This is a genomic window from Pseudomonas sp. WS 5412 (assembly GCF_012985615.1).
Classification (GTDB): Bacteria; Pseudomonadota; Gammaproteobacteria; order Pseudomonadales; family Pseudomonadaceae; genus Aquipseudomonas; species Aquipseudomonas shahriarae.
On the sequence record NZ_JAARMB010000004.1, the window covers coordinates 43,608 to 65,167 of the forward strand.

Sequence of the window (21,560 nt, forward strand, 5' to 3'; positions counted from 1 at the left end):
GCGGCACGCTAGCCTGAGGAAGACACCATGAAAGCCGATATCCATCCAGCGTACGAAACCATCCAAGTTACTTGCAGCTGCGGCAACAAGTTCGAAACCCGTTCGAACCTGTGCAAGCCACTGGGCACTGACGTATGCAACGAGTGCCACCCGTTCTACACCGGTAAGCAGAAGACTCTGGATACTGGCGGCCGTGTACAGCGCTTCGCCGACCGTTTCGGTGCTTTCGGCAAGAAAGCTCCAGCTGCTGCAGAGTAAGGTTCGAAAGCCTGATGGGCTTTTACCTGCTTATGAAGAAGGCGTCCCTTGCGGGCGCCTTTTTTGTGCCTGCGATCTGGCTGTCGACCGCCCAGGCCGAGGTGTTTTGCCCTGCGCCTGCGGCGGTCAGCACCTTCGAGGTACAGCGCGTGGTGGATGGCGACACCGTCCGTCTCAAGGACGGGCGCAGTGTGCGCATGATCGGCGTCAACGCGCCTGAGACCGGCAAGAAAGGCCGCCCGGACGAGCCGTTCGCCGTGGCTGCGCGCCAGCGCCTGCAAGGCTTGGTGGATGCCAGCGACGGTCGGGTCGGGGTCGTGCCGGGTCGCGAGGGCAAGGACCGTTATGGGCGAACCCTGGCCCATCTGTATGGGGCCAACGGCGCGAATCTGGAGGCCCAACTGCTCGCCGAGGGGCTCGGGTTCCTGGTGGCGGTGGCCCCCAATGTTGACCTGGTCGCCTGCCAGCAAGCTGCCGAGCGCAGTGCGCGCGCAGCCAGGTTGGGCCTGTGGCGTCAGTCGCCTGTGCAAAAAGCCGGGCAAATCCAGCAGTCGGGCTTCGCCGTCGTCAGCGGTCGCGTGAGCAAGGTCGAACGCAATCGCGGCGGGATCTGGATCGAACTGCAGGACTCCTTGGTATTACGGGTTGCACCCAATCTGGTCGGGCAATTCGACAATGCCCTGCTCAAGCGCCTGCAAGGCCAGGATATCGAGGCCCGTGGCTGGGTGTTGGATCGCTCCCGGCGTGGCGGCCTGAAAAGTGGCCAGGCGCGCTGGCTGCTCCCCTTGACCGATCCCGGCATGCTGCAATTGGCACAATAAGAAAAATTGTAGACATTTTTTCTGTCGATTGTGAACAGTTGTAGGCCTTGTATCCCGTGGCTCTTGGCCGAAAGTCGTAGGGTAGGGCCCTTGACACCGGTGACTACCCAGTCTTGTAGGGACTTTGCGAGGCGAGTATCCTCGGCGGTCCGTCGTCCAACAGTAAAAAGCGGAATGCCGATATGTCTGATTTGAAAACTGCCGCTCTCGAATATCATGCCCATCCTCGTCCAGGAAAGCTGAGTGTCGAGCTCACCAAAGCCACTGCTACCGCACGCGACCTGTCGCTGGCGTACAGCCCCGGTGTAGCCGAGCCCGTGCGTGAAATCGCCCGCGATCCTGAACTGGCCTACAAATACACCGGCAAGGGCAATCTGGTTGCAGTGATTTCTGATGGCACCGCGATTCTCGGCCTGGGTAACCTCGGCCCATTGGCTTCCAAGCCAGTGATGGAAGGCAAGGGCGTACTGTTCAAGCGCTTTGCCGGCATCGACGTATTCGACATCGAAGTCGACTCCGAAAGCCCGCAAGCCTTCATCGACACCGTCAAGCGCATCTCCATCACCTTTGGTGGCATCAACCTGGAAGACATCAAGGCACCTGAGTGCTTCGAGATCGAAAAGGCCCTGATCGAACAGTGCGACATCCCGGTATTCCACGATGACCAGCACGGCACCGCGATCGTTACTGCGGCCGGCATGATCAACGCCCTGGAAATCGCTGGCAAAACCCTGTCCGACGCGAAAATCGTCTGCCTGGGCGCTGGTGCAGCGGCTATCTCCTGCATGAAGCTGATCGTGAGCATGGGCGCGCGCCTTGAAAACATCTACATGGTCGACAGCAAGGGCGTGATCCAGTCCGAGCGTACCGACCTGAACCAGTACAAGGCGATGTTTGCCCACCCGTCCTCCAAGCGCACCCTGGCTGACGCACTGGATGGTGCTGACGTGTTCGTTGGCCTGTCCGGCCCGAACCTGCTGAGCGCTGAAGGCCTGAAGTCCATGGCGGCCAACCCGATCGTGTTCGCCTGCTCGAACCCTGATCCGGAAATCGCCCCGGAACTGGCACACGCCACCCGTAACGACGTGATCATGGCCACTGGCCGTTCGGACTACCCGAACCAGGTCAACAACGTACTGGGCTTCCCATTCATCTTCCGTGGCGCCCTGGACGTTCGCGCCAAGCGCATCAACGAAGAGATGAAGGTGGCTGCCGCCAACGCCCTGCGTGAACTGGCCAAGCTGCCAGTGCCTCAGGACGTATGCGACGCCTACGGTGGCGCCAAGCTGGAATTCGGCCGTGAGTACATCATTCCAAAACCAATGGATAAGCGCCTGATCACCGTGATCTCCGATGCCGTGGCCAAGGCCGCCATCGAGACAGGTGTGGCAACCCTGCCGTATCCGAAGAACTACCCGCTGCAAAGCGTGGATGATGTGTTCAACGGCTAAACCGTTGTAGCGCACCAACAAAAAGCCCCGGCTCTTGCGAGTCGGGGCTTTTTTTGTGGCTGCAAAACGGGGGAGTGTGCACCGTCCAATGTGGGAGCGGGCTTGCCCGCGAAAGCAGTGGCTCAGTCAACATCAATGTTTGCTGGGCCGACGTCTTCGCGGGCAAGCCCGCTCCCACACAAACCCGCTCCCACAGTTGGATCTGTGTTTATCAGAACAAGTCGATCGGCGCAGATTCATCCGCCGGCAACGGGCTGCCCGGTGCCACGCCATTGCCCAGTTCATTCATCGACGGCGGCGTGTCTTCGCTCTTGAATAGTTCAAAGTACGCATTTGGCGTGCCCGGTGCGGCGGCGCGGCCGCTGATCGGGTCGATGCGCAGGCTGAGGATGCCTTCCGGCTCGGCCTGGGTGTGGGCCGGCTTGTCCTTGAGGGCGCCGCCCATGTAGCTCATCCAGATCGGCAGGGCGACGGTGCCGCCGTATTCGCGGCGACCGAGGCTTTCTGGCTGGTCGTAGCCGGTCCAGACGGTGGTGATGTAGTCGGCGTTATAACCGGAGAACCAGGCGTCCTTGGATTCGTTGGTGGTACCGGTCTTGCCCGCCAGGTCCGTACGGCCCAGGGCCAGGGCGCGGCGGCCGGTGCCGCGCTTGATCACGTCCTGCAACATGCTGGTGAGAATATAGGTGGTGCGGCCATCGACAATCCGCTCCGCCACCGCTGGTGCGGCTGGAGCCGGCGTGGCATCAGTGGGTGCAGCACCGGGTGTCGGTTCGATGGTGATACCGCTGTTGGCCGGTGCAGCCAGGCCATCGCTGGCGGCGACGCCGTTGGGCACGCTCGGTGGGTTGGCGACAAACAGTGTGTCGCCGTTGCGGCTTTCGATCTTGTCGATCAGGTACGGCGTGACTTTGTAGCCGCCGTTGGCAAACACACTCCAGCCGGTGGCGATCTCCATTGGCGTGAGGGTCGCGGTGCCCAGGGCCAGGGACAGGTTTGGCGGCAGGTCCTGCTTGTTGAAGCCGAAGCGGGTCATGTAGTCGATGGTCTTGCCCACGCCCATCGCCTGCAGCAAGCGGATCGACACCAGGTTGCGCGACTTGTACAGCGCCTCGCGCACGCGGATCGGACCGAGGAAGGTATTGGTATCGTTCTTCGGACGCCAGACCTTGTCCAGGTACTCGTCGACAAACACGATAGGCGCGTCGTTGACCAGGCTGGCGGCGGTATAGCCGTTATCCAGCGCGGCACTGTAGACAAACGGTTTGAAGCTGGAGCCCGGCTGGCGCTTGGCCTGGGTGGCGCGGTTGTAGTTGCTCTGCTCGAAGGCGAAGCCACCGACCAGGGCGCGGATCGCACCGTTCTGCGGGTCCAGGGAGACCAGGGCGCCCTGGGCGACCGGGACCTGGCTGAATTTCAGGCTGTCGTCCTTCTGGCGCTGCACGCGGATCAGGTCGCCGACCTGGGCCACATCAGATGGCTGCTTGGGCATCGGCCCCATGCTGTTGGTGTTCAGGAAAGGGCGGGCCCACTTCATGCTGTCCCACGCCACATGTTCTTCGCCGCTGCGGGTCAGGACCTGCACGCCATCTTTTTTAATCTGGGTGACGATGGCCGGATCCAGGCCGCTGATGGAGCGCTGCTTGCCCAGTTCAACCGTCCAGGCGCTCAGGGTCTTGCCTGGCAGGCGCGATTCCGGCCCACGGTAGCCGTGGCGCTGGTCATAGGCGATCAGGCCCTCATGCACCGCGTGGTTGGCGATTTCCTGCAAGTTGCTCGGAATGGTCGTGGTGACACGGAAACCTTCGGTGTAGGCATCGCTGCCATAGCGGCCGACCATTTCGGCGCGGGCCATTTCGGCGATATACGGCGCGCTGACCTCGGGCGTCGGCACGTGGTAGCTGGCGTTCAACGGCTCGGCCACCGCGCTTTCATAGGCGCTCTGGTCGATCTTGCCCAGCTTGTACATGCGCCCCAGGATCCAGTCGCGGCGCTCCTTGCTGCGGGCCGGGTTGGCCAGCGGGTTAAAGCGTGACGGGGCCTTGGGCAGGCCGGCAATCATTGCCATTTGTGCCAGGCTGGCATCACGAATCGACTTGCCGTAGTACACCTGGGACGCTGCCTCGATCCCATAGGCCCGATTGCCCAGGTAGATCTTGTTGACGTACAGCTCAAGGATTTCGTCCTTGGTCAGTTGGCGTTCGATCTGCAGCGCCAGGAGGATTTCCGTGGCTTTGCGCGAGAAGCTGCGCTCGCTGGTGAGGAAGAAGTTCTTCGCCACCTGCATGGTGATGGTGCTGCCGCCCGATTGAATGTGTCCGCTTTTTACCAGCTGCGTGGCTGCACGCACCAGGCTGCTGGGGTCCACGCCATAGTGGTTGGCAAAATTATCGTCTTCGGCCGATAACAGGGCATTGATGAAATTGGGTGGAATGTCGGCGAAACGGATCGGGGTGCGGCGCATTTCGCCGAACTCCGCGATCAGTTTTTCATCGCTGCTGTAGACCCGCAAAGGAATCTGCAACTGGATACTTCTCAGGGCCTCTACCGATGGCAATCCCGGACTAAGGTAGAGATAGGCGCCGCTGAACACGAGCAGCAGCCCGCAAACGATAGCGACGAAGGAGTACCCGAAAAACTTCAGCAGACGAATCAAGGCTTTTGGATTTCCAGAGAAAAGAATGGGTTAGGTGTCGGGATAGGCATGACTAAGGATGTATCGACCCGACCTGCAGATAAAAAGCGGGAAAAAACGCTGGGCATTAAAGCATTTTTCGCCTCGGGGCGTCATGGGCGCCGCTCAACCGAGCCGACCGAATGCATCAAGCCCGGAACTGACCAGCCCTGAGACAGGCAAAGCTTTAGGGAGTTTTATGAGAAAGGGATTTTTCAGGCAAAAAGCCGATACCGTGCTGGGTGTGGACATCCAGGACAGCGGCGTGAAGGTTCTGGAGCTGGCCCGCGCCGGCGATGGCTATGCAGTGCACGCGTATGCGAGCCAGCCTTTACCGGGGCATGCGGTGGTCGACAGTAATATCGTTGATCTGGAGGTTGTCGCGCAGACCCTTTCCAAGGCATTGTTCCGGGCGCGGACCCAGGTCGCCCATGCGGCGGTTGCCGTGGCGGGCCCTTCGGTGATCAGCCGGGTGGTTGCGCTGGAGGCGGGGCTTGAAGCAGGCGAGATGGAGCAGCGCCTGCGCTGCGAAGCTGACCAGTACATTCCTTATCCGTTGGATGAGGTTGCAATTGATTTTCAGGTCCAGGGCCCATCGAGTCGTGAACCCGGTTATGTTGATGTGCTGCTTGTGGCATGCCTCAAGGAGCAGGTAGAAGCGCGCGAAGCGGTGCTGGCCATGGCCGGCCTGGTTGCTCGAGTGGTGGATGTAGAGGCGTTTGCCCTGGCGCGGATGACCGATCAGGTGGTCGCCCGGATAGTGCCGGGGAGTGGGATCAATAGTGCACAATGGGCTGCCGATGCCCAGGGATTGCGGGTCGCCTGCGGTTTGGCCCTCAGGAGTTTCGATTGATGACAAGAATCAACCTTTTACCCTGGCGTGAAGAACGCGCTGAGCGCCGTCGCAAATTTTTTCTGATTTTCCTGTTGGTGATTACCACTATTGCCTTGGTCGCCGTCTGGCTGGCCGACCGGGTCATCGACCGCGCGATTGATCGGCAGGTGGCTCGTAACAACCACTTGAGCAAGCAAGTCACGGTATTGGATTCGCGTATCAAGACCATCGACGAGTTGCGTGAGCAGCGTCAGCAGTTGATGGAGCGGATGAAGGTGGTCGAAGACCTCCAGGGCCATCGCACATCGGGCCAGGAGTTTCTCGACCAGTTGGCCCGCGCCATGCCAGATGGGGTTCAACTGAGCGAGGTCAGCGTCAGTGGCGCATCGGTGGAGGTCACTGGTACGGCGGTGTCCAGCGATGATGTCGCCCGGCTGATGCGGAGCCTGGAAGCCTCCAATACCCTGCGTGCGCCTAATCTGCGCCATGTACGGGCCGAGGAGGGCGGTGCGGGTAGCGCCTTCCAGTTGATGGTGGACCATGGGGAGCATCAGGAGACGCTGCGGTGAGCCTTGGGTCCAGCCTGTCAGGGCTGGCACTCCCGCAACTCTCCACGCTGTACCGCAACACCGCCCACTGGCCTTTGGCTGGCCGGATTGTGGTGGGCGCGGTGCTTGCCTTGCTGGTGCTGATGGTCGGGAATGCTGTCTACCTGAGCAGCGCGCGCGAGGTCTTGCAGCGTCACGAGGTGGGAGAGATAAGCCTGCGCCAGCAGTTTGCGGCCAAAGCCCGGCAAGCCGCGCAGCATGACAGCGTGGTGCGCGAGCTTGAAACCCTGCGCACCGCCTTCACTGAACAGTTGCGCCAAATGCCGACGCTGAGGCAAATGCCCGGTCTGCTGGACGACTTCACTCGGCTGGGGCAGCTCAGCGGGGTACTGGTGGAGCAGCTCAGTGTGCTGGATGAACACGTGCAGCCGGTGTTCGTCGAGCGGCCGATGCAGCTCAAGCTGCTAGGCACCTATCACGACCTCCTGGCCTTCGTCAGTGGCGTGGCCGGGTTGCCGCAGATCGTTACCCTGCATGACTTTGTCATTCGTCCTGCGGATCCCCAGGGCGGCGCATTGCTGAGCCTGACGATGCTCGCCAAAACCTACAGGTACAGCGACCAGGGACCATTGCCATGAGCCGTCTCAAGGTTGTGGGCCTGGGCCTGGTATTGCTTGCTGGATGCGACAGTGACCCGCAGTTGCAGGCACTGAATGACGAGTTGCAAACGATTCGCCAGCAAGCGCTGCCTATGGCGGATGAGGTACCCGTGGCGAGACCGGGGCCACGGTTTGTCTCCAGTTCGCCACCCCTGCGTGACCCCTTCCAGCCGCCGGACCAGCCCGCCAGTCGTCCTACCGGCAAGCCTGGAGCTGCGCCGGACCTCGACCGCCCCCGGCAGTTTCTCGAAGGGTTTGCCGTGGATCAGTTCCAGATGGTCGGCACCCTGTCGCTGGGCGCGCAGACGTTTGCCCTGCTACGCGGCGCGGCGGGTGTTCATCGCCTGGCGGTGGGGGATTACCTGGGGACTGATCATGGGCGCGTCGTGGCGATCCATGAGGGGCAGTTGGAGCTGGTCGAGCTTTTCCCCGACGGTGAGGGCGCCTGGCTTGAGCGTCCGCGCACTTTGGTATTGAACGTGAACTCATAACGGAAGCAAAAAATGAAAAGGATTATTTCGTCCTTCGGTGTGGCGCTATGGATAGCGTTCACAGCACCGATGACTGAGGCTGTGCCCAAGCGAATCGACCTGATTCAATTGCCTCCTCCCGGTAGTTCGCCCTTGAACACAGCGCGTGGCCCATTTACCGGCAACAGGCTGTCCCTCAACTTTCAGGACATTGAGGTGCGCGCTGTCTTGCAGCAGATTGCCGATGTGGCCGGGCTCAACCTGGTGGCCGGTGATGATGTGCAAGGCTCGATAACCCTGCGCCTCAAGGATGTGCCGTGGGACCAGGCCCTGGACCTGGTGTTGCAGGCCAAGGGCCTGGACCGGCGGGTGACCGCCAACGTGCTGCTGGTGGCCCCGGCCGAGGAACTGGCCGCACGGGAGTTGCTGGCCCTGGAGTCGCGCAAGTTGATGACCGAGCTGACGCCACTGCGTCGGGAGCTGCTGCAAGTCAATTACGCCAAGGCGTCTGAGCTGGCCAAGCTGTTCCAGTCGGTGACCGGGCTGGAGGGGGCGACCGATGAGCGCGGTTCGGTGACGGTGGATGACCGCACCAACAACATCATCGCCTACCAGACGGGCGAGCGCCTGGAGGAGCTGCGGCGCATCGTCAGTCAGTTGGATGTGCCGGTACGCCAGGTGATGATCGAGGCGCGGATAGTCGAGGCCAATGTCGACTATGACAAAAGCGTGGGGGTGCGCTGGGGCGGGTTGCTGCGCAGTAAAGGTAATTGGAGTGGGGGCGGGGTCGATAAAAAACCGTCCGGTGAGGGCGAGTCGCCCGATAGCTCACCGTTCGTTGACCTGGGCGTGGTAAGCCCGAGCTCCGGCCTGGGCATCGCCTTTATCACCGATAACGTGCTGCTGGACCTGGAACTCACGGCCATGGAAAAAGGCGGCAATGGCGAAGTGATCTCCCAGCCCAAGGTGGTCACCTCCAACAAGGAAACCGCGCGGATTCTCAAGGGCACCGAGATTCCTTACCAGGAAGCCACGTCCGAGGGGGCGACCTCGGTCTCGTTCAAGGAAGCCTCGCTGTCCCTGGAAGTGACGCCGCAAATCACCCCCGATGACCAGGTGATCATGGAGGTTCGGGTGACCAAGGATGAGCCCGACTACCTGAACAAACTCAACGATGTGCCGCCGATCAAGAAGAACGAGGTCAACGCCAAGGTTCTGGTCAGGGACGGCGAGACCATCGTCCTCGGTGGGGTTTTCTCCAAAAACCAAAGCAAGGTGGTAGATAAAGTGCCATTTTTGGGCGATGTGCCGTATCTTGGCCGCCTTTTCCGGCGTGATGTGGTTGCCCAAAGAAAATCCGAGCTGCTGGTATTCCTGACTCCGCGTATTATGAATAACCAGGCGATTGCTGTGAGTCGTTGATTCTGTGCGAAATTTGATTCTTGTAGGGCCGATGGGGGCTGGAAAAAGCACCATCGGCCGTTTGCTGGCCAAAGAGCTGCGCCTGCCGTTCAAAGACTCCGATAAGGAAATTGAATTGCGCACGGGCGCCAATATCCCGTGGATCTTCGATAAGGAAGGCGAGCTGGGCTTTCGTGATCGCGAGCAGGCAATGATTGCCGAGCTGTGCGGCTGCGATGGCGTGGTATTGGCCACCGGCGGCGGCGCCGTGATGCGCGAGGAAAATCGGCGGGCGCTGCATGCTGGCGGTCGGGTGATCTATTTGCATGCGTCGGTCGAGCAGCAGGTCGGGCGCACCGCCCGTGACCGCAACCGGCCATTACTGCGCACCGCCAACCCCGAGAAAACCCTGCGTGACTTGCTGGCGCTGCGCGATCCGCTTTATCGGGAAATCGCCGATCTGGTGGTGGAAACCGATGAACGGCCACCGCGCATGGTCGTAATCGACATTCTCGAGCGCCTGCAGCAACTGCCGCCCCGTTAAAGCCAGGGCCGAAATGCGCTATCCTCGGCAGCGCGTTACAGCCGTCCGAGGTGTGGCGTAGAGCCATCAGGCAGCGTCCGATCTCGACGGTGCCGACAACGTTAATACAAGGCAGGACGCCTGCTTCCATCTTCAGCGCGGGGACACATGCAGACACTTAAGGTCGATCTTGGCGAGCGTAGCTACCCGATCCATATTGGCGAGGGTTTGTTGGACCAGCCCGAGTTGCTCGCGCCGCACATTGCCGGGCGACAAGTGGCGATCATCTCCAACGAGACCGTGGCGCCGCTCTACCTTGAGCGCCTGAGTCGCAGCCTTGCGGCGTATTCGGTGATCTCGGTGATTCTTCCCGACGGCGAAGCCTTCAAGAACTGGGAAACCCTGCAGCTGATTTTTGACGGCCTGCTCACCGCGCGCCACGACCGGCGGACCACGGTAGTGGCCCTTGGTGGCGGCGTGATCGGCGACATGGCCGGTTTTGCGGCGGCCTGTTACCAGCGTGGTGTGGACTTTATCCAGGTGCCGACCACCCTGCTGTCCCAGGTCGATTCGTCGGTGGGCGGCAAGACCGGGATCAACCATCCCCTGGGCAAAAACATGGTTGGCGCGTTCTACCAGCCCAATGCTGTGTTGATCGACACCGCTACCCTCAACACCTTGCCGCCCCGCGAGCTGTCGGCGGGCCTGGCGGAAGTCATCAAGTACGGGTTGATCTGCGACGAGCCGTTCCTGACCTGGCTTGAAGAGCACGTCGATGCCTTGCGCAACCTGGATCAGGTGGCGCTGACCGAAGCCATCTCCCGCTCCTGCGCGGCCAAGGCGCTGGTGGTCAATGCCGACGAACGTGAGTCTGGTGTGCGTGCCACCTTGAACCTGGGCCACACCTTCGGCCATGCGATTGAAACTCACATGGGCTATGGTGTCTGGTTGCATGGAGAGGCCGTAGCGGCTGGCACAGTGATAGCGTTGGAGATGTCGCAACGCCTGGGCTGGATCAGTGTCCAAGAGCGTGATCGCGGTATCCGCCTGTTCCAGCGCGCCGGGTTGCCGGTCATCCCCCCTGAGGAGATGACCGAGGCTGATTTCCTTGAACATATGGCGATAGACAAAAAAGTGATCGATGGTCGTTTGCGTCTGGTGCTGTTGCGCCGAATGGGCGAAGCGGTAGTGACCGACGATTATCCGAAAGAGATTCTACAGGCCACGCTGGGAGCGGATTACCGCGCCCTGGCCCAGCTGAAAGGTTAACCAGATCCCGATGACTAGTTTGCATGCCGACGAGGCTTTCCTCGGCCATTACCAGTTGAGCCACGACCCTTTTGCGCCACGGGTTCCCGGTTTCAAGTTTTTCCCTGCGCAGCGCAAGCCGGTGCTGGGGCAGTTGCATCACCTGGCGCGCTACAGCCAGTTGCTGCTGGTGGTCACTGGCCCCCTGGGCAGCGGCAAGACTTTGCTGCGCCAGGCCCTGGTGGCCAGCACCAACAAGCAATCGGTGCAGAGCGTGGTGGTTTCCGCCCGTGGTGCCGGCGATGCGGCAGGCGTGCTGCGCCAGGTTGCCCAGGCGCTGGACGTGGCGAATGCCGAGCCCACCGCCATTCTCAAGCAAGTGGTGCAGTTGGGCCTGACTGGCCAGGAAGTCTACCTGCTGGTGGACGATGCCGAGCAGCTCGACGAGTCCGCTCTGGAAGCGTTGCTGGCCCTGGCGGCGGGTACGCCGGAAGGTCGTCCCCATGTCTTCCTGTTCGGTGAGGCGTCGCTGATTGCCGATCTGGAGCAGCTCAGTGGCGAGCAAGAGCTGTTTCACGTCATCGAATTGCAGCCCTACGAAGAAGAAGAAACCCGCGAGTACCTGGCCCAGCGCCTTGAAGGTGCCGGCCAGGGCATCGAACTTTTTTCTGCCCAGCAGATCTCTGATATTCACGAAAGCTCCGACGGCTGGCCTGGCACCATCAACCAGGTTGCCCGCGATGCAATGATCGAAGCCATGATTGCCAGCCGCTCTGCGGTTAAGCGTCCAAAGATGGGGTTCACCATGCCGAAGAAACACGTACTGGCGATTTCTGCCGTTGTCGTGGTTGCCGTAGCCGCCGCCTGGTTGATTCCTGGCCGCAGCAAGGCACCGACCGCACCAGGCGCGCCTACCGAGCAGGCACAACTGCCACTGGGCAAGCCCACCACCAATGGCGCACCTGCCGTTGAGTTTGCCGGTTCCGGCCAGCCTACCAACCTGCCGATGGTTGGCCAGCCGGTCATGCGTGGCCCGTTGGCAGAAGAGGCCGGCGCCATCTCCGAAGGCGACGACGGTGTGCCGGTAGAAGGCTCCAGCGCCACGCCGCCGACCGTTACCACCGTAGCTCCGCCACCTGGTGAAACCGCCAGCCCGGCACCTGTGCCGGCGGCCAAGCCAACGCCTGCGCCGACCCAGGTTGCCACCGCCAAGCCAGCCCCGGCGCCAGTGGTCAAGCCGACGCCAGCCCCGGTGGCCAAGCCCGCGCCAGCCGCCAAGCCTGCTGAAAAACCGGTGACCGTGGCCAAGGCTGCTGCCGGCAGCGGCTGGTACGGCAGCCAACCGGCCAAGAACTATGTGGTGCAGATCCTCGGCACCAGCTCCGAAGGCAACGCCCAGGCGTTCGTCAAAGAGCACGGCGGCGAGTACCGTTACTTCAAGAAAGTGCTCAACGGCAAGCCTCTCTACGTGATCACCTACGGCAGTTTCCCGAGCCGTGCGGCTGCCGATTCCGCTATCAAAGCCTTGCCAGCGAAGGTCCAGGCTGGTAAACCTTGGCCTCGCACTGTTGCCAGCGTTCAACAAGAACTCGCAACAACTCGCTGAAGAACCGGCGACCTTACCCAGGTCGCCCTCCCAGCACCTCAAAAAAACTACAACAGCGTGCAGCCCTGAAGGCCGCGCGCTTTGTGGTGTCTGCGCCACAGTGGCTTTTGAGTAGTAGCAGTCAGAATTAAAAAAGTTTTGACTAGCACAGCATATCGCTTTAAACCTTTCATAAATGCGACATAGATTTGCGACAGTTCGTCGCCAAATTTGTGGGCGTCTGTGTCGGTGTGTACAATGACCTCCCTTTTGCCCCCGCTAAGCCGGCGTACGTTCGGCGTGGAAGGTAACCGGTTGAATTGAAAAGAAATTTGCCTCGAAATAAGAGGCAGCCTGGTGAGAAAGTGTCTATGAAAGCAGGTCTGTACCAACCCGACGAATTCAAGGATAACTGTGGTTTCGGCCTGATAGCCCATATGCAGGGCGAACCCAGTCATACCCTTCTGCAAACGGCCATCGAGGCCCTGACCTGCATGACCCACCGCGGTGGGATCAACGCCGACGGCAAAACCGGTGACGGTTGTGGCTTGCTGATTCAAAAGCCCGACCTGTTCCTGCGCGCTGTCGCCAAGGAAACCTTCGGCGCCGATTTGCCCAAGCAATACGCGGTGGGCATGGTGTTCTTCAACCAGGACCCGGTCAAAGCCGAGGCCGCTCGCGAGAACATGAACCGCGAGATCCTCGCCGCCGGCCTGCAACTCGTTGGCTGGCGCAAAGTGCCGATCGACACCAGCGTGCTCGGCCGCCTGGCCCATGAGCGCCTGCCGCAGATCGAACAAGTGTTTATCGCAGGCGACGGCCTGAGCGACCAGGACATGGCGATCAAGCTGTTCACCTCGCGTCGCCGTTCGTCCGTGGCCAACGCCCTGGACACCGATCACTACATCTGCAGCTTTTCCCACAAGACCATCATTTATAAAGGCCTGATGATGCCGGCGGACTTGACCGCCTTCTATCCGGACCTGAGTGATGAGCGCCTGCAAACCGCGATCTGCGTGTTCCACCAGCGCTTCTCCACCAATACCCTGCCGAAATGGCCGCTGGCCCAGCCATTCCGCTTCCTCGCCCACAACGGCGAGATCAACACGATCACCGGCAACCGCAACTGGGCCGTGGCCCGTCGCACCAAGTTCGCCAACGACCTGATGGACCTCGAAGAGCTCGGCCCACTGGTCAACCGTGTGGGTTCCGACTCCTCGAGCATGGACAACATGCTCGAACTGATGGTCACCGGCGGCATCGACTTGTTCCGTGGCGTGCGCATGATCATTCCGCCTGCGTGGCAGAACGTCGAGACCATGGACCCCGATCTGCGGGCGTTCTATGAGTACAACTCGATGCACATGGAACCGTGGGACGGCCCGGCCGGCGTGGTCATGACCGATGGTCGCTACGCGGTGTGCCTGCTCGACCGTAACGGCCTGCGCCCGGCGCGTTGGGTGACCACCACCAACGGCTTCATCACCCTGGCTTCGGAAGTTGGCGTGTGGAACTACCAGCCTGAAGACGTGATTGCCAAAGGCCGCGTCGGCCCTGGCCAGATCCTCGCCGTGGACACCGAAACCGGGCAGATTCTCGACACCGATGCCATCGACAACCGCTTGAAGTCGCGTCACCCGTACAAGCAATGGCTGCGCAAGAACGCCCTGCGTATCCAGGCGACCATGGAAGACAACGACCACGGTTCGGCGTTCTATGACGTCGACCAGCTCAAGCAGTACATGAAGATGTACCAGGTCACGTTCGAGGAGCGCGACCAGGTGCTGCGCCCACTCGGCGAGCAAGGCTACGAGGCGGTCGGCTCCATGGGCGACGATACGCCGATGGCCGTGCTGTCCCAGCGCGTGCGCACGCCGTATGACTATTTCCGCCAGCAGTTCGCCCAGGTCACCAACCCGCCGATCGACCCGCTGCGTGAAGCCATCGTCATGTCCCTGGAAGTGTGCCTCGGTGCCGAGCGCAATATCTTCCAGGAATCGCCAGAGCACGCTTCGCGCGTGATCCTCAGCTCGCCGGTGATTTCCCCGGCCAAGTGGCGTTCGCTGATGACCCTGGAGCGTCCAGGCTTCGACCGGCAGATCATCGACCTGAACTACGACGAGAGCCTCGGCCTGGAAGCCGCTGTGCGCAACGTCGCCGATCAGGCTGAAGAAGCCGTGCGCGCCGGTCGTACCCAGATCGTGCTGACCGACCGCCATATAGCCCCAGGCAAGCTGCCGATCCACGCGTCCCTGGCTACCGGCGCGGTGCACCATCGCCTGACCGAAAAAGGCCTGCGTTGCGACTCCAACATCCTCGTCGAAACCGCCACCGCCCGCGACCCGCACCACTTTGCGGTGCTGATCGGCTTTGGCGCCTCGGCCGTTTACCCGTTCCTCGCGTACGAAGTGCTGGGTGACCTGATCCGTACCGGTGAAGTGTTGGGTGACCTCTACGAGGTATTCAAGAACTACCGTAAAGGCATCACCAAGGGCTTGCTGAAGATCCTGTCGAAGATGGGCATCTCCACCGTCACCTCTTACCGTGGCGCGCAGTTGTTCGAGGCCATCGGCCTGTCGGAAGAAGTCTGCGAACTGAGTTTCCGTGGCGTGCCAAGCCGCATCAAGGGCGCGCGTTTCGTCGATATCGAAGCCGAGCAGAAAGCCCTGGCCTTGGAGGCCTGGAGCGCGCGCAAGCCGATCCAGCAAGGTGGCCTGCTCAAGTTCGTGCACGGTGGCGAATACCACGCCTACAACCCGGACGTGGTCAGCACCCTGCAAGCCGCTGTGCAGCAGGGCGACTACGCCAAGTTCAAGGAATACACCGCGCTGGTGGATAACCGCCCGGTGTCGATGATCCGCGACCTGTTCCAGGTGAAAACCCTGGACACACCGTTGGCTATCAGCGAAATCGAACCACTGGAGTCGATCCTCAAGCGTTTCGACTCTGCCGGTATCTCCCTGGGCGCCTTGTCTCCCGAGGCCCACGAAGCCCTGGCCGAAGCCATGAACCGCCTGGGTGCGCGTTCCAACTCCGGCGAAGGTGGCGAAGACCCGGCGCGCTACGGCACCATCAAGAGTTCGAAAATCAAGCAGGTCGCCACTGGCCGTTTCGGCGTAACCCCGGAATACCTGGTCAACGCCGAAGTGCTGCAGATCAAAGTCGCCCAGGGCGCCAAGCCCGGTGAGGGCGGCCAACTGCCAGGCGGCAAGGTCAACGGTCTGATCGCCAAGCTGCGTTATGCAGTGCCGGGCGTGACCCTGATTTCGCCGCCGCCGCACCACGACATCTACTCGATTGAAGACTTGTCGCAGCTGATTTTCGACCTCAAGCAAGTCAACCCGCAGGCTCTGGTCTCGGTGAAACTGGTCGCGGAAGCCGGCGTCGGCACCATCGCCGCTGGCGTGGCCAAGGCCTATGCCGACCTGATCACCATCTCCGGCTATGACGGCGGCACCGGCGCTTCGCCGCTGACCTCGATCAAGTACGCCGGCGCACCGTGGGAGCTGGGCCTGGCCGAGACTCACCAGACCCTGCGCGGCAACGATCTGCGCGGCAAGGTTCGGGTGCAGACCGACGGCGGCCTGAAAACCGGCCTCGACGTGATCAAGGCCGCGATCCTCGGCGCCGAAAGCTTCGGCTTCGGTACCGCACCGATGATCGCCCTGGGCTGCAAATACCTGCGCATCTGCCACCTGAACAACTGCGCGACCGGCGTGGCCACGCAGAACGAGAAGCTGCGCAAGGATCACTACATCGGCACCGTCGACATGGTGGTGAACTTCTTCACCTACGTCGTCGAAGAAACCCGTGAATGGCTGGCCAAGCTCGGCGTGCGCTCCCTGGAAGAGCTGATCGGGCGTACCGATCTGCTGGACATCCTCGAAGGCCAGACCGCCAAGCAACAGCACCTGGACCTGACGCCGCTGTTGGGCAGCGATCACATCCCGGCAGACAAGCCGCAATTCTGCCAGGTGGATCGCAACCCGCCGTTCGACAAAGGCCTGTTGGCCGAGAAAATGGTCGACATGGCCGGCTCCTCGATCAATGACGCCAGCGGTGGCGAGTTCGCCCTGGATATCTGCAACTGCGACCGTTCCATCGGCGCGCGGATCTCCGGCGAAATCGCCCGCAAACACGGCAACCAGGGCATGGCCAAGGCGCCGATCACCTTCCGCTTCAAGGGTACTGCGGGCCAGAGCTTTGGCGTGTGGAACGCCGGCGGCCTGCACATGTACCTCGAAGGCGACGCCAACGACTACGTGGGCAAGGGCATGACCGGCGGCAAGCTGGTGATCGTTCCGCCAGCGGGTAGCATCTACAAGACCCAGGACAGTGCCATCATCGGCAACACCTGCTTGTACGGCGCTACCGGTGGCAAGCTGTTCGCTGCCGGTACGGCCGGCGAGCGTTTCGCCGTGCGTAACTCCGGTGCCCACACCGTGGTCGAAGGCACTGGCGATCACTGCTGCGAGTACATGACCGGTGGTTTTGTCTGCGTCTTGGGCAAGACCGGTTACAACTTCGGTTCGGGCATGACTGGCGGTTTCGCCTACGTGCTGGACCAGGACAACACCTTCGTCGACAAGGTCAACCACGAGTTGGTCGAGATCCAGCGGATCAGCGGCGAGGCCATGGAGTCCTACCGGAACCACTTGCAGCACGTGCTGGACGAGTACGTCGAGGAAACCGGCAGCGAATGGGGTCGTAACCTCGCCGAGAACCTCGATGATTACCTGCGTCGTTTCTGGCTGGTCAAGCCCAAGGCTGCCAACCTGAAATCGTTGCTTTCCAGCATCCGTGCCAACCCGCAGTGATATGCGCCTGAAGAGTTTGATGAGGTTTTAACATGGCTGAACGTCTGAATAACGACTTCCAGTTCATCGATGTCGGGCGCAAAGATCCGAAGAAGAAACTGTTGCGTCAACGCAAGAAAGAGTTCGTGGAGATCTACGAACCCTTCAAACCCCAGCACTCGGCCGATCAGGCCCACCGCTGCCTGGGGTGCGGTAACCCGTATTGCGAATGGAAGTGCCCGGTGCACAACTTCATTCCCAACTGGCTCAAGCTGGTGGCCGAGGGCAATATCCTCGCCGCCGCCGAGCTGTCGCACCAGACCAACACCCTGCCGGAAGTCTGCGGCCGGGTGTGTCCCCAGGATCGTCTGTGCGAGGGTGCCTGCACCCTCAACGACGGCTTTGGTGCGGTGACCATCGGCTCGGTGGAGAAGTACATCACCGACACCGCGTTCGCCATGGGCTGGCGCCCGGACATGTCCAAGGTCAAGCCGACCGGCAAGCGCGTGGCGATTATCGGCGCGGGCCCGGCGGGCCTGGGTTGTGCTGACGTGCTGGTGCGTGGCGGTGTGACCCCGGTGGTGTTCGACAAGAACCCGGAAATCGGTGGCCTGCTGACCTTCGGCATCCCCGAGTTCAAGCTGGAAAAGACCGTGCTGAGTAATCGCCGCGAAGTCTTCACCGGCATGGGTATCGAGTTCCGTCTCAACACCGAAATCGGCAAAGACATCACCATGGAGCAACTGCTCGAAGAATACGATGCGGTATTCATGGGCATGGGCACCTACACCTACATGAAGGGCGGCTTTGCCGGTGAGGACCTGCCGGGCGTGTATGACGCGCTCGACTTCCTGATCGCCAACGTCAACCGCAACCTGGGCTTTGAAAAGTCGCCGGAAGATTTCGTCGACATGAAAGGCAAGAAGGTCGTGGTACTGGGCGGTGGTGACACCGCGATGGACTGCAACCGTACGTCGATCCGCCAGGGCGCCAAGTCGGTGACCTGTGCCTATCGCCGTGACGAGGCCAACATGCCGGGCTCGCGCAAAGAGGTGAAGAACGCCAAGGAAGAAGGCGTGAAATTCCTCTACAACCGCCAGCCGATCGCGATCGTCGGCGAAGACCGCGTCGAAGGCGTGAAGGTGGTCGAGACCCGTCTCGGCGAACCGGACGCCCGTGGCCGCCGCAGCCCCGAGCCGATCCCGGGTTCCGAAGAGATCATCCCGGCTGACGCCGTGGTCATCGCTTTCGGCTTCCGCCCAAGCCCGGCGCCGTGGTTCGAGCAGTTCCAGATCCAGACCGACAGCCAGGGCCGCGTCGTGGCCCCGGAACAAGGCCAGTACAAGCACCAGACCAGCAACCCGAAAATCTTCGCCGGTGGCGATATGGTGCGCGGCTCTGACCTGGTGGTGACGGCGATCTTCGAAGGCCGCAACGCCGCCGAGGGCATCCTGGACTACTTGCAGGTCTAATACTGATCCCCCTGGAATGGGATCAAAAATGTGGGAGCGGGCTTGCTCGCGAATGCGATCTAACAGTGACCAGATATGTCCACTGACAACCCGCATTCGCGAGCAAGCCCGCTCCCACATTTGTTTTGCGGTGCTTTCATGTCCGCGACAAATTGACCCGATAGACAAAAGGCTGACCTGTAACCGTGCCTTTTGCGTCCGGCTCTGAGAAAATGCCCGCACTTTTTTTGCGGATGCCGACATGACTGCCCTCAAGAACGACCGTTTCCTTCGTGCCCTGCTCAAGCAACCCGTAGACGTCACCCCCGTGTGGATGATGCGTCAAGCCGGTCGCTACCTGCCGGAGTACCGCGCCAGCCGCGCCAACGCGGGCGATTTCATGAGCTTGTGCATGAACCCGGAGTTCGCCTGCGAAGTCACGATGCAGCCGCTGGACCGTTATCCACAACTGGATGCGGCCATTCTTTTCTCCGATATCCTGACCATCCCCGATGCCATGGGCCAAGGCCTGTACTTTGAAACCGGCGAAGGTCCACGCTTCAAGAAAGTGATCAGCACCCTGGCCGACATCGAAGCCCTGCCGATCCCGGACCCACACAAAGACCTCGGTTACGTGATGGACGCCGTCAGCACCATCCGCCGTGAGCTCAATGGCCGCGTACCGCTGATCGGCTTCTCCGGCAGCCCATGGACCCTGGCCACCTATATGGTCGAAGGCGGTTCGTCGAAAGACTTCCGCAAGACCAAGGCCATGCTCTACGACAACCCACAAGCCATGCACTTGCTGCTGGACAAGCTGGCGCAGTCGGTCGTGTCCTACCTCAACGGCCAGATCATGGCCGGCGCGCAAGCGGTGCAGATCTTCGACACCTGGGGCGGCAACCTGTCGGCGGCGGCGTACCAGGAGTTCTCCCTGGCCTACATGCGCAAAATCGTCAGCGGCCTGATCCGCGAACACGAAGGCCGCAAAGTGCCGGTGATCCTGTTCACCAAGGGCGGCGGCCTGTGGCTGGAAAGCATCGCTGATGCGGGCGCCGATGCGCTGGGCCTGGACTGGACCTGCGACCTGGGCGAAGCCCGTCGCCGCGTCGGCAACCAGGTGGCCCTGCAAGGCAACATGGACCCGACCGTGCTCTACGCCAAGCCGGAAGCGATCCGCGCCGAAGTGGGCCGCATCCTCGCCAGCTACGGCAAGGGCAGCGGCCACGTGTTCAACCTCGGCCATGGCATCACCCCGGAAGTGAACCCAGAGCATGCAGGCGCGTTCCTGCGTGCGGTGCATGAGTTGTCGGCGCAGTATCACGAGTAAGCATCAGCTAATAAAAAACCGGCTCAGGCCGGTTTTTTATTGGCTGACGATTGTTGTAGGAGCCGGCTTGCCGGCGATGACATGCCTGAGCCTTGTGGTGATTCTTCGGGCCACATCGCTGGCAAGCCAGCGCCTACAGTTTGAGCGGTGGCAACTTGGCCAGTTTCAACGCCACCAGCAGCGCCACGATCAGCAGCGCGATGATAAACCCGCCAATCCCGTTCCATCCGGCGTAATGCCAGAAAAACCCACCGGCCGTCCCGGCAATGCTCGACCCTGCGTAATAACTGAACAGGTACAGCGACGACGCCTGCCCCTTGGCTTTCAGGGCGCGGCGGCCGATCCAACTGCTGGCTACCGAGTGGGCGCCGAAGAAGCCGAAGGTGAAGATCAGCATGCCGATGATGATCAGTGGCAGCGGGCTGAACAGGGTCAGGGTGATGCCGGCCAGCATCAGCACAATCGTGGCCCAGAGTACGCGACGGCGGCCGAGGCGGTCGGCCAGCGAGCCAATCTTCGCCGAGCTGTAGATGCCCGACAGGTACACCACCGACAGCAGGCCCACCACCGCCTGGCTCAGGTCATAGGGATCGGCCAGCAAGCGGTAGCCGATGTAGTTGAACAGCGTGACAAACGCCCCCATCAACACAAAGGCCTCAAGAAACAGCCAGGGCAGGCCGGCATCCTTGAAGTGCATGACGAAACCGTTGACCAGGTTGCGCGGCTTGAGGCTGCTGGCGCGGAAGTTGCGCGAGGGCGGCAGGATCTTCCAGAACACCGTCGCCGCAATCAGCGCCAGTGCGCCGATGATCAGCATTGCCGTGTGCCAGCTGACAAAGTCGATCAACACGCCAGTGATCAGGCGCCCGCTCATGCCCCCAATCGCATTGCCGCCGATGTACAGGCCCATGGCCAGGCCGATGTGCTGCGGGTGGATCTCTTCGCTGAGGTAGGTCATGGCCACGGCCGCCAGGCCACTGAGGGACAGACCGAGCAGCGCGCGCATCCACAGGATGCCTTCCCAGGTCGGCATCAGGCCGCTGGCGATGGTGCACACGGCTGCGCAGAACAGCGAGGTGACCATCACCGGTTTGCGCCCCAGGCGGTCGGAAATCGGCCCGGTGATCAGCAGGCCAAAGGCGAGCATCGCGGTGGAGACGGAGAGGATCAGGCTGCTCTGCGCGGCGTTGATGGAAAATTCGTGGGACAGCACCGGCATCATCGGCTGTACGCAATACAGCAGGGCAAAGGTGGCAAAGCCACCGGAAAACAGCGCGAGCACTGTACGCATAAACATCGGCGTACCTTTTTCGATGTACACGTCGTTGAGCTGCGCCACCACCTCATCCAGGGCAGTGGGCGGACGTTCTTGGGCAAGCGGAGCGACAGCAGCTTTCACGCGGGACCTCGGGAAGCAAAGGCAGCCAGGACTGGCCATGCAAAAAAGAATATAGCTGGCTAATGATTCTTTCCAATATATTGTTCGACCTGTTTGATAGCTTTTACGACC

16 protein-coding genes are annotated in these 21,560 nt (G+C 61.3%); 14 read left to right on the plus strand and 2 right to left on the minus strand.

Annotation, left to right across the window (positions count from 1 at the left end; all coding sequences use genetic code 11):
- The first annotated feature begins 27 nt into the window (after positions 1–27).
- The 3 genes from rpmE (at position 28) to HBR94_RS07295 (ending at position 2,530) form a co-directional block, all read left to right on the plus strand.
- Positions 28–258 (plus strand): 50S ribosomal protein L31, encoded by a 231-nt coding sequence (gene rpmE / locus HBR94_RS07285; RefSeq protein WP_029296053.1) that lies wholly within the window; start codon positions 28–30, stop codon positions 256–258.
- Between the two features lie 14 nt (positions 259–272).
- Positions 273–1,079, plus strand: a complete 807-nt coding sequence (locus HBR94_RS07290) for a thermonuclease family protein (protein WP_169959923.1) — start codon at positions 273–275, stop codon at positions 1,077–1,079.
- A 182-nt stretch (positions 1,080–1,261) separates the two neighbouring features.
- Positions 1,262–2,530 carry a malic enzyme-like NAD(P)-binding protein gene (locus tag HBR94_RS07295; RefSeq protein WP_057958076.1) on the plus strand — a complete coding sequence of 423 codons (1,269 nt, stop codon included), beginning with the start codon at positions 1,262–1,264 and terminating at the stop codon, positions 2,528–2,530.
- A gap of 211 nt (positions 2,531–2,741) precedes the next feature.
- Here HBR94_RS07295 and HBR94_RS07300 read toward each other — a convergent pair whose 3' ends face one another.
- On the minus strand, positions 2,742–5,186 hold the full coding sequence (locus HBR94_RS07300; RefSeq protein WP_170044443.1) for a penicillin-binding protein 1A: 2,445 nt from the start codon (positions 5,184–5,186) through the stop codon (positions 2,742–2,744).
- Positions 5,187–5,403: 217 nt separating this feature from the next.
- Between HBR94_RS07300 and pilM the strand changes: the two genes are divergently transcribed.
- The 11 genes from pilM to hemE all read left to right on the plus strand — a co-directional run bounded on the left by pilM (position 5,404) and on the right by hemE (position 20,050).
- Complete coding sequence (gene pilM / locus HBR94_RS07305) at positions 5,404–6,057, plus strand: type IV pilus assembly protein PilM (protein ID WP_170044444.1); 654 nt, start codon at positions 5,404–5,406, stop codon at positions 6,055–6,057.
- Positions 6,057–6,608 (plus strand): PilN domain-containing protein, encoded by a 552-nt coding sequence (locus HBR94_RS07310; RefSeq protein WP_170044445.1) that lies wholly within the window; start codon positions 6,057–6,059, stop codon positions 6,606–6,608. The genes pilM and HBR94_RS07310 overlap by 1 nt, the downstream gene beginning before the upstream one ends.
- Entirely contained in the window at positions 6,605–7,225 is a 621-nt protein-coding gene (gene pilO, locus HBR94_RS07315; RefSeq protein ID WP_170044446.1) for a type 4a pilus biogenesis protein PilO, read from the plus strand. The genes HBR94_RS07310 and pilO overlap by 4 nt, the downstream gene beginning before the upstream one ends.
- A complete protein-coding gene (locus HBR94_RS07320) occupies positions 7,222–7,737 on the plus strand; it encodes a pilus assembly protein PilP (RefSeq protein WP_170044447.1) in 516 nt (171 codons plus the stop codon). The genes pilO and HBR94_RS07320 overlap by 4 nt, the downstream gene beginning before the upstream one ends.
- 69 nt (positions 7,738–7,806) lie before the next feature.
- Positions 7,807–9,138, plus strand: a complete 1,332-nt coding sequence (locus tag HBR94_RS07325) for a type IV pilus secretin PilQ family protein (protein WP_057958081.1) — start codon at positions 7,807–7,809, stop codon at positions 9,136–9,138.
- A 4-nt stretch (positions 9,139–9,142) separates the two neighbouring features.
- Positions 9,143–9,661 (plus strand): shikimate kinase AroK, encoded by a 519-nt coding sequence (gene aroK / locus HBR94_RS07330; protein WP_057437234.1) that lies wholly within the window; start codon positions 9,143–9,145, stop codon positions 9,659–9,661.
- A gap of 147 nt (positions 9,662–9,808) precedes the next feature.
- Positions 9,809–10,909 (plus strand): 3-dehydroquinate synthase, encoded by a 1,101-nt coding sequence (aroB, locus tag HBR94_RS07335; protein ID WP_170044448.1) that lies wholly within the window; start codon positions 9,809–9,811, stop codon positions 10,907–10,909.
- A gap of 10 nt (positions 10,910–10,919) precedes the next feature.
- Positions 10,920–12,494 carry an AAA family ATPase gene (locus HBR94_RS07340; protein ID WP_057958083.1) on the plus strand — a complete coding sequence of 525 codons (1,575 nt, stop codon included), beginning with the start codon at positions 10,920–10,922 and terminating at the stop codon, positions 12,492–12,494.
- A 350-nt stretch (positions 12,495–12,844) separates the two neighbouring features.
- Entirely contained in the window at positions 12,845–17,290 is a 4,446-nt protein-coding gene (gene gltB / locus HBR94_RS07345) for a glutamate synthase large subunit (protein WP_170044449.1), read from the plus strand.
- Between the two features lie 32 nt (positions 17,291–17,322).
- Positions 17,323–18,741, plus strand: a complete 1,419-nt coding sequence (locus tag HBR94_RS07350) for an FAD-dependent oxidoreductase (RefSeq protein WP_034105894.1) — start codon at positions 17,323–17,325, stop codon at positions 18,739–18,741.
- Between the two features lie 241 nt (positions 18,742–18,982).
- Positions 18,983–20,050 carry a uroporphyrinogen decarboxylase gene (gene hemE / locus HBR94_RS07355; RefSeq protein WP_057437235.1) on the plus strand — a complete coding sequence of 356 codons (1,068 nt, stop codon included), beginning with the start codon at positions 18,983–18,985 and terminating at the stop codon, positions 20,048–20,050.
- Between the two features lie 133 nt (positions 20,051–20,183).
- On the opposite strand, the gene HBR94_RS07360 is transcribed toward hemE, so the two are convergent.
- Positions 20,184–21,449 carry an MFS transporter gene (locus HBR94_RS07360; RefSeq protein WP_170044450.1) on the minus strand — a complete coding sequence of 422 codons (1,266 nt, stop codon included), beginning with the start codon at positions 21,447–21,449 and terminating at the stop codon, positions 20,184–20,186.
- Positions 21,450–21,560: the final 111 nt, after the last annotated feature.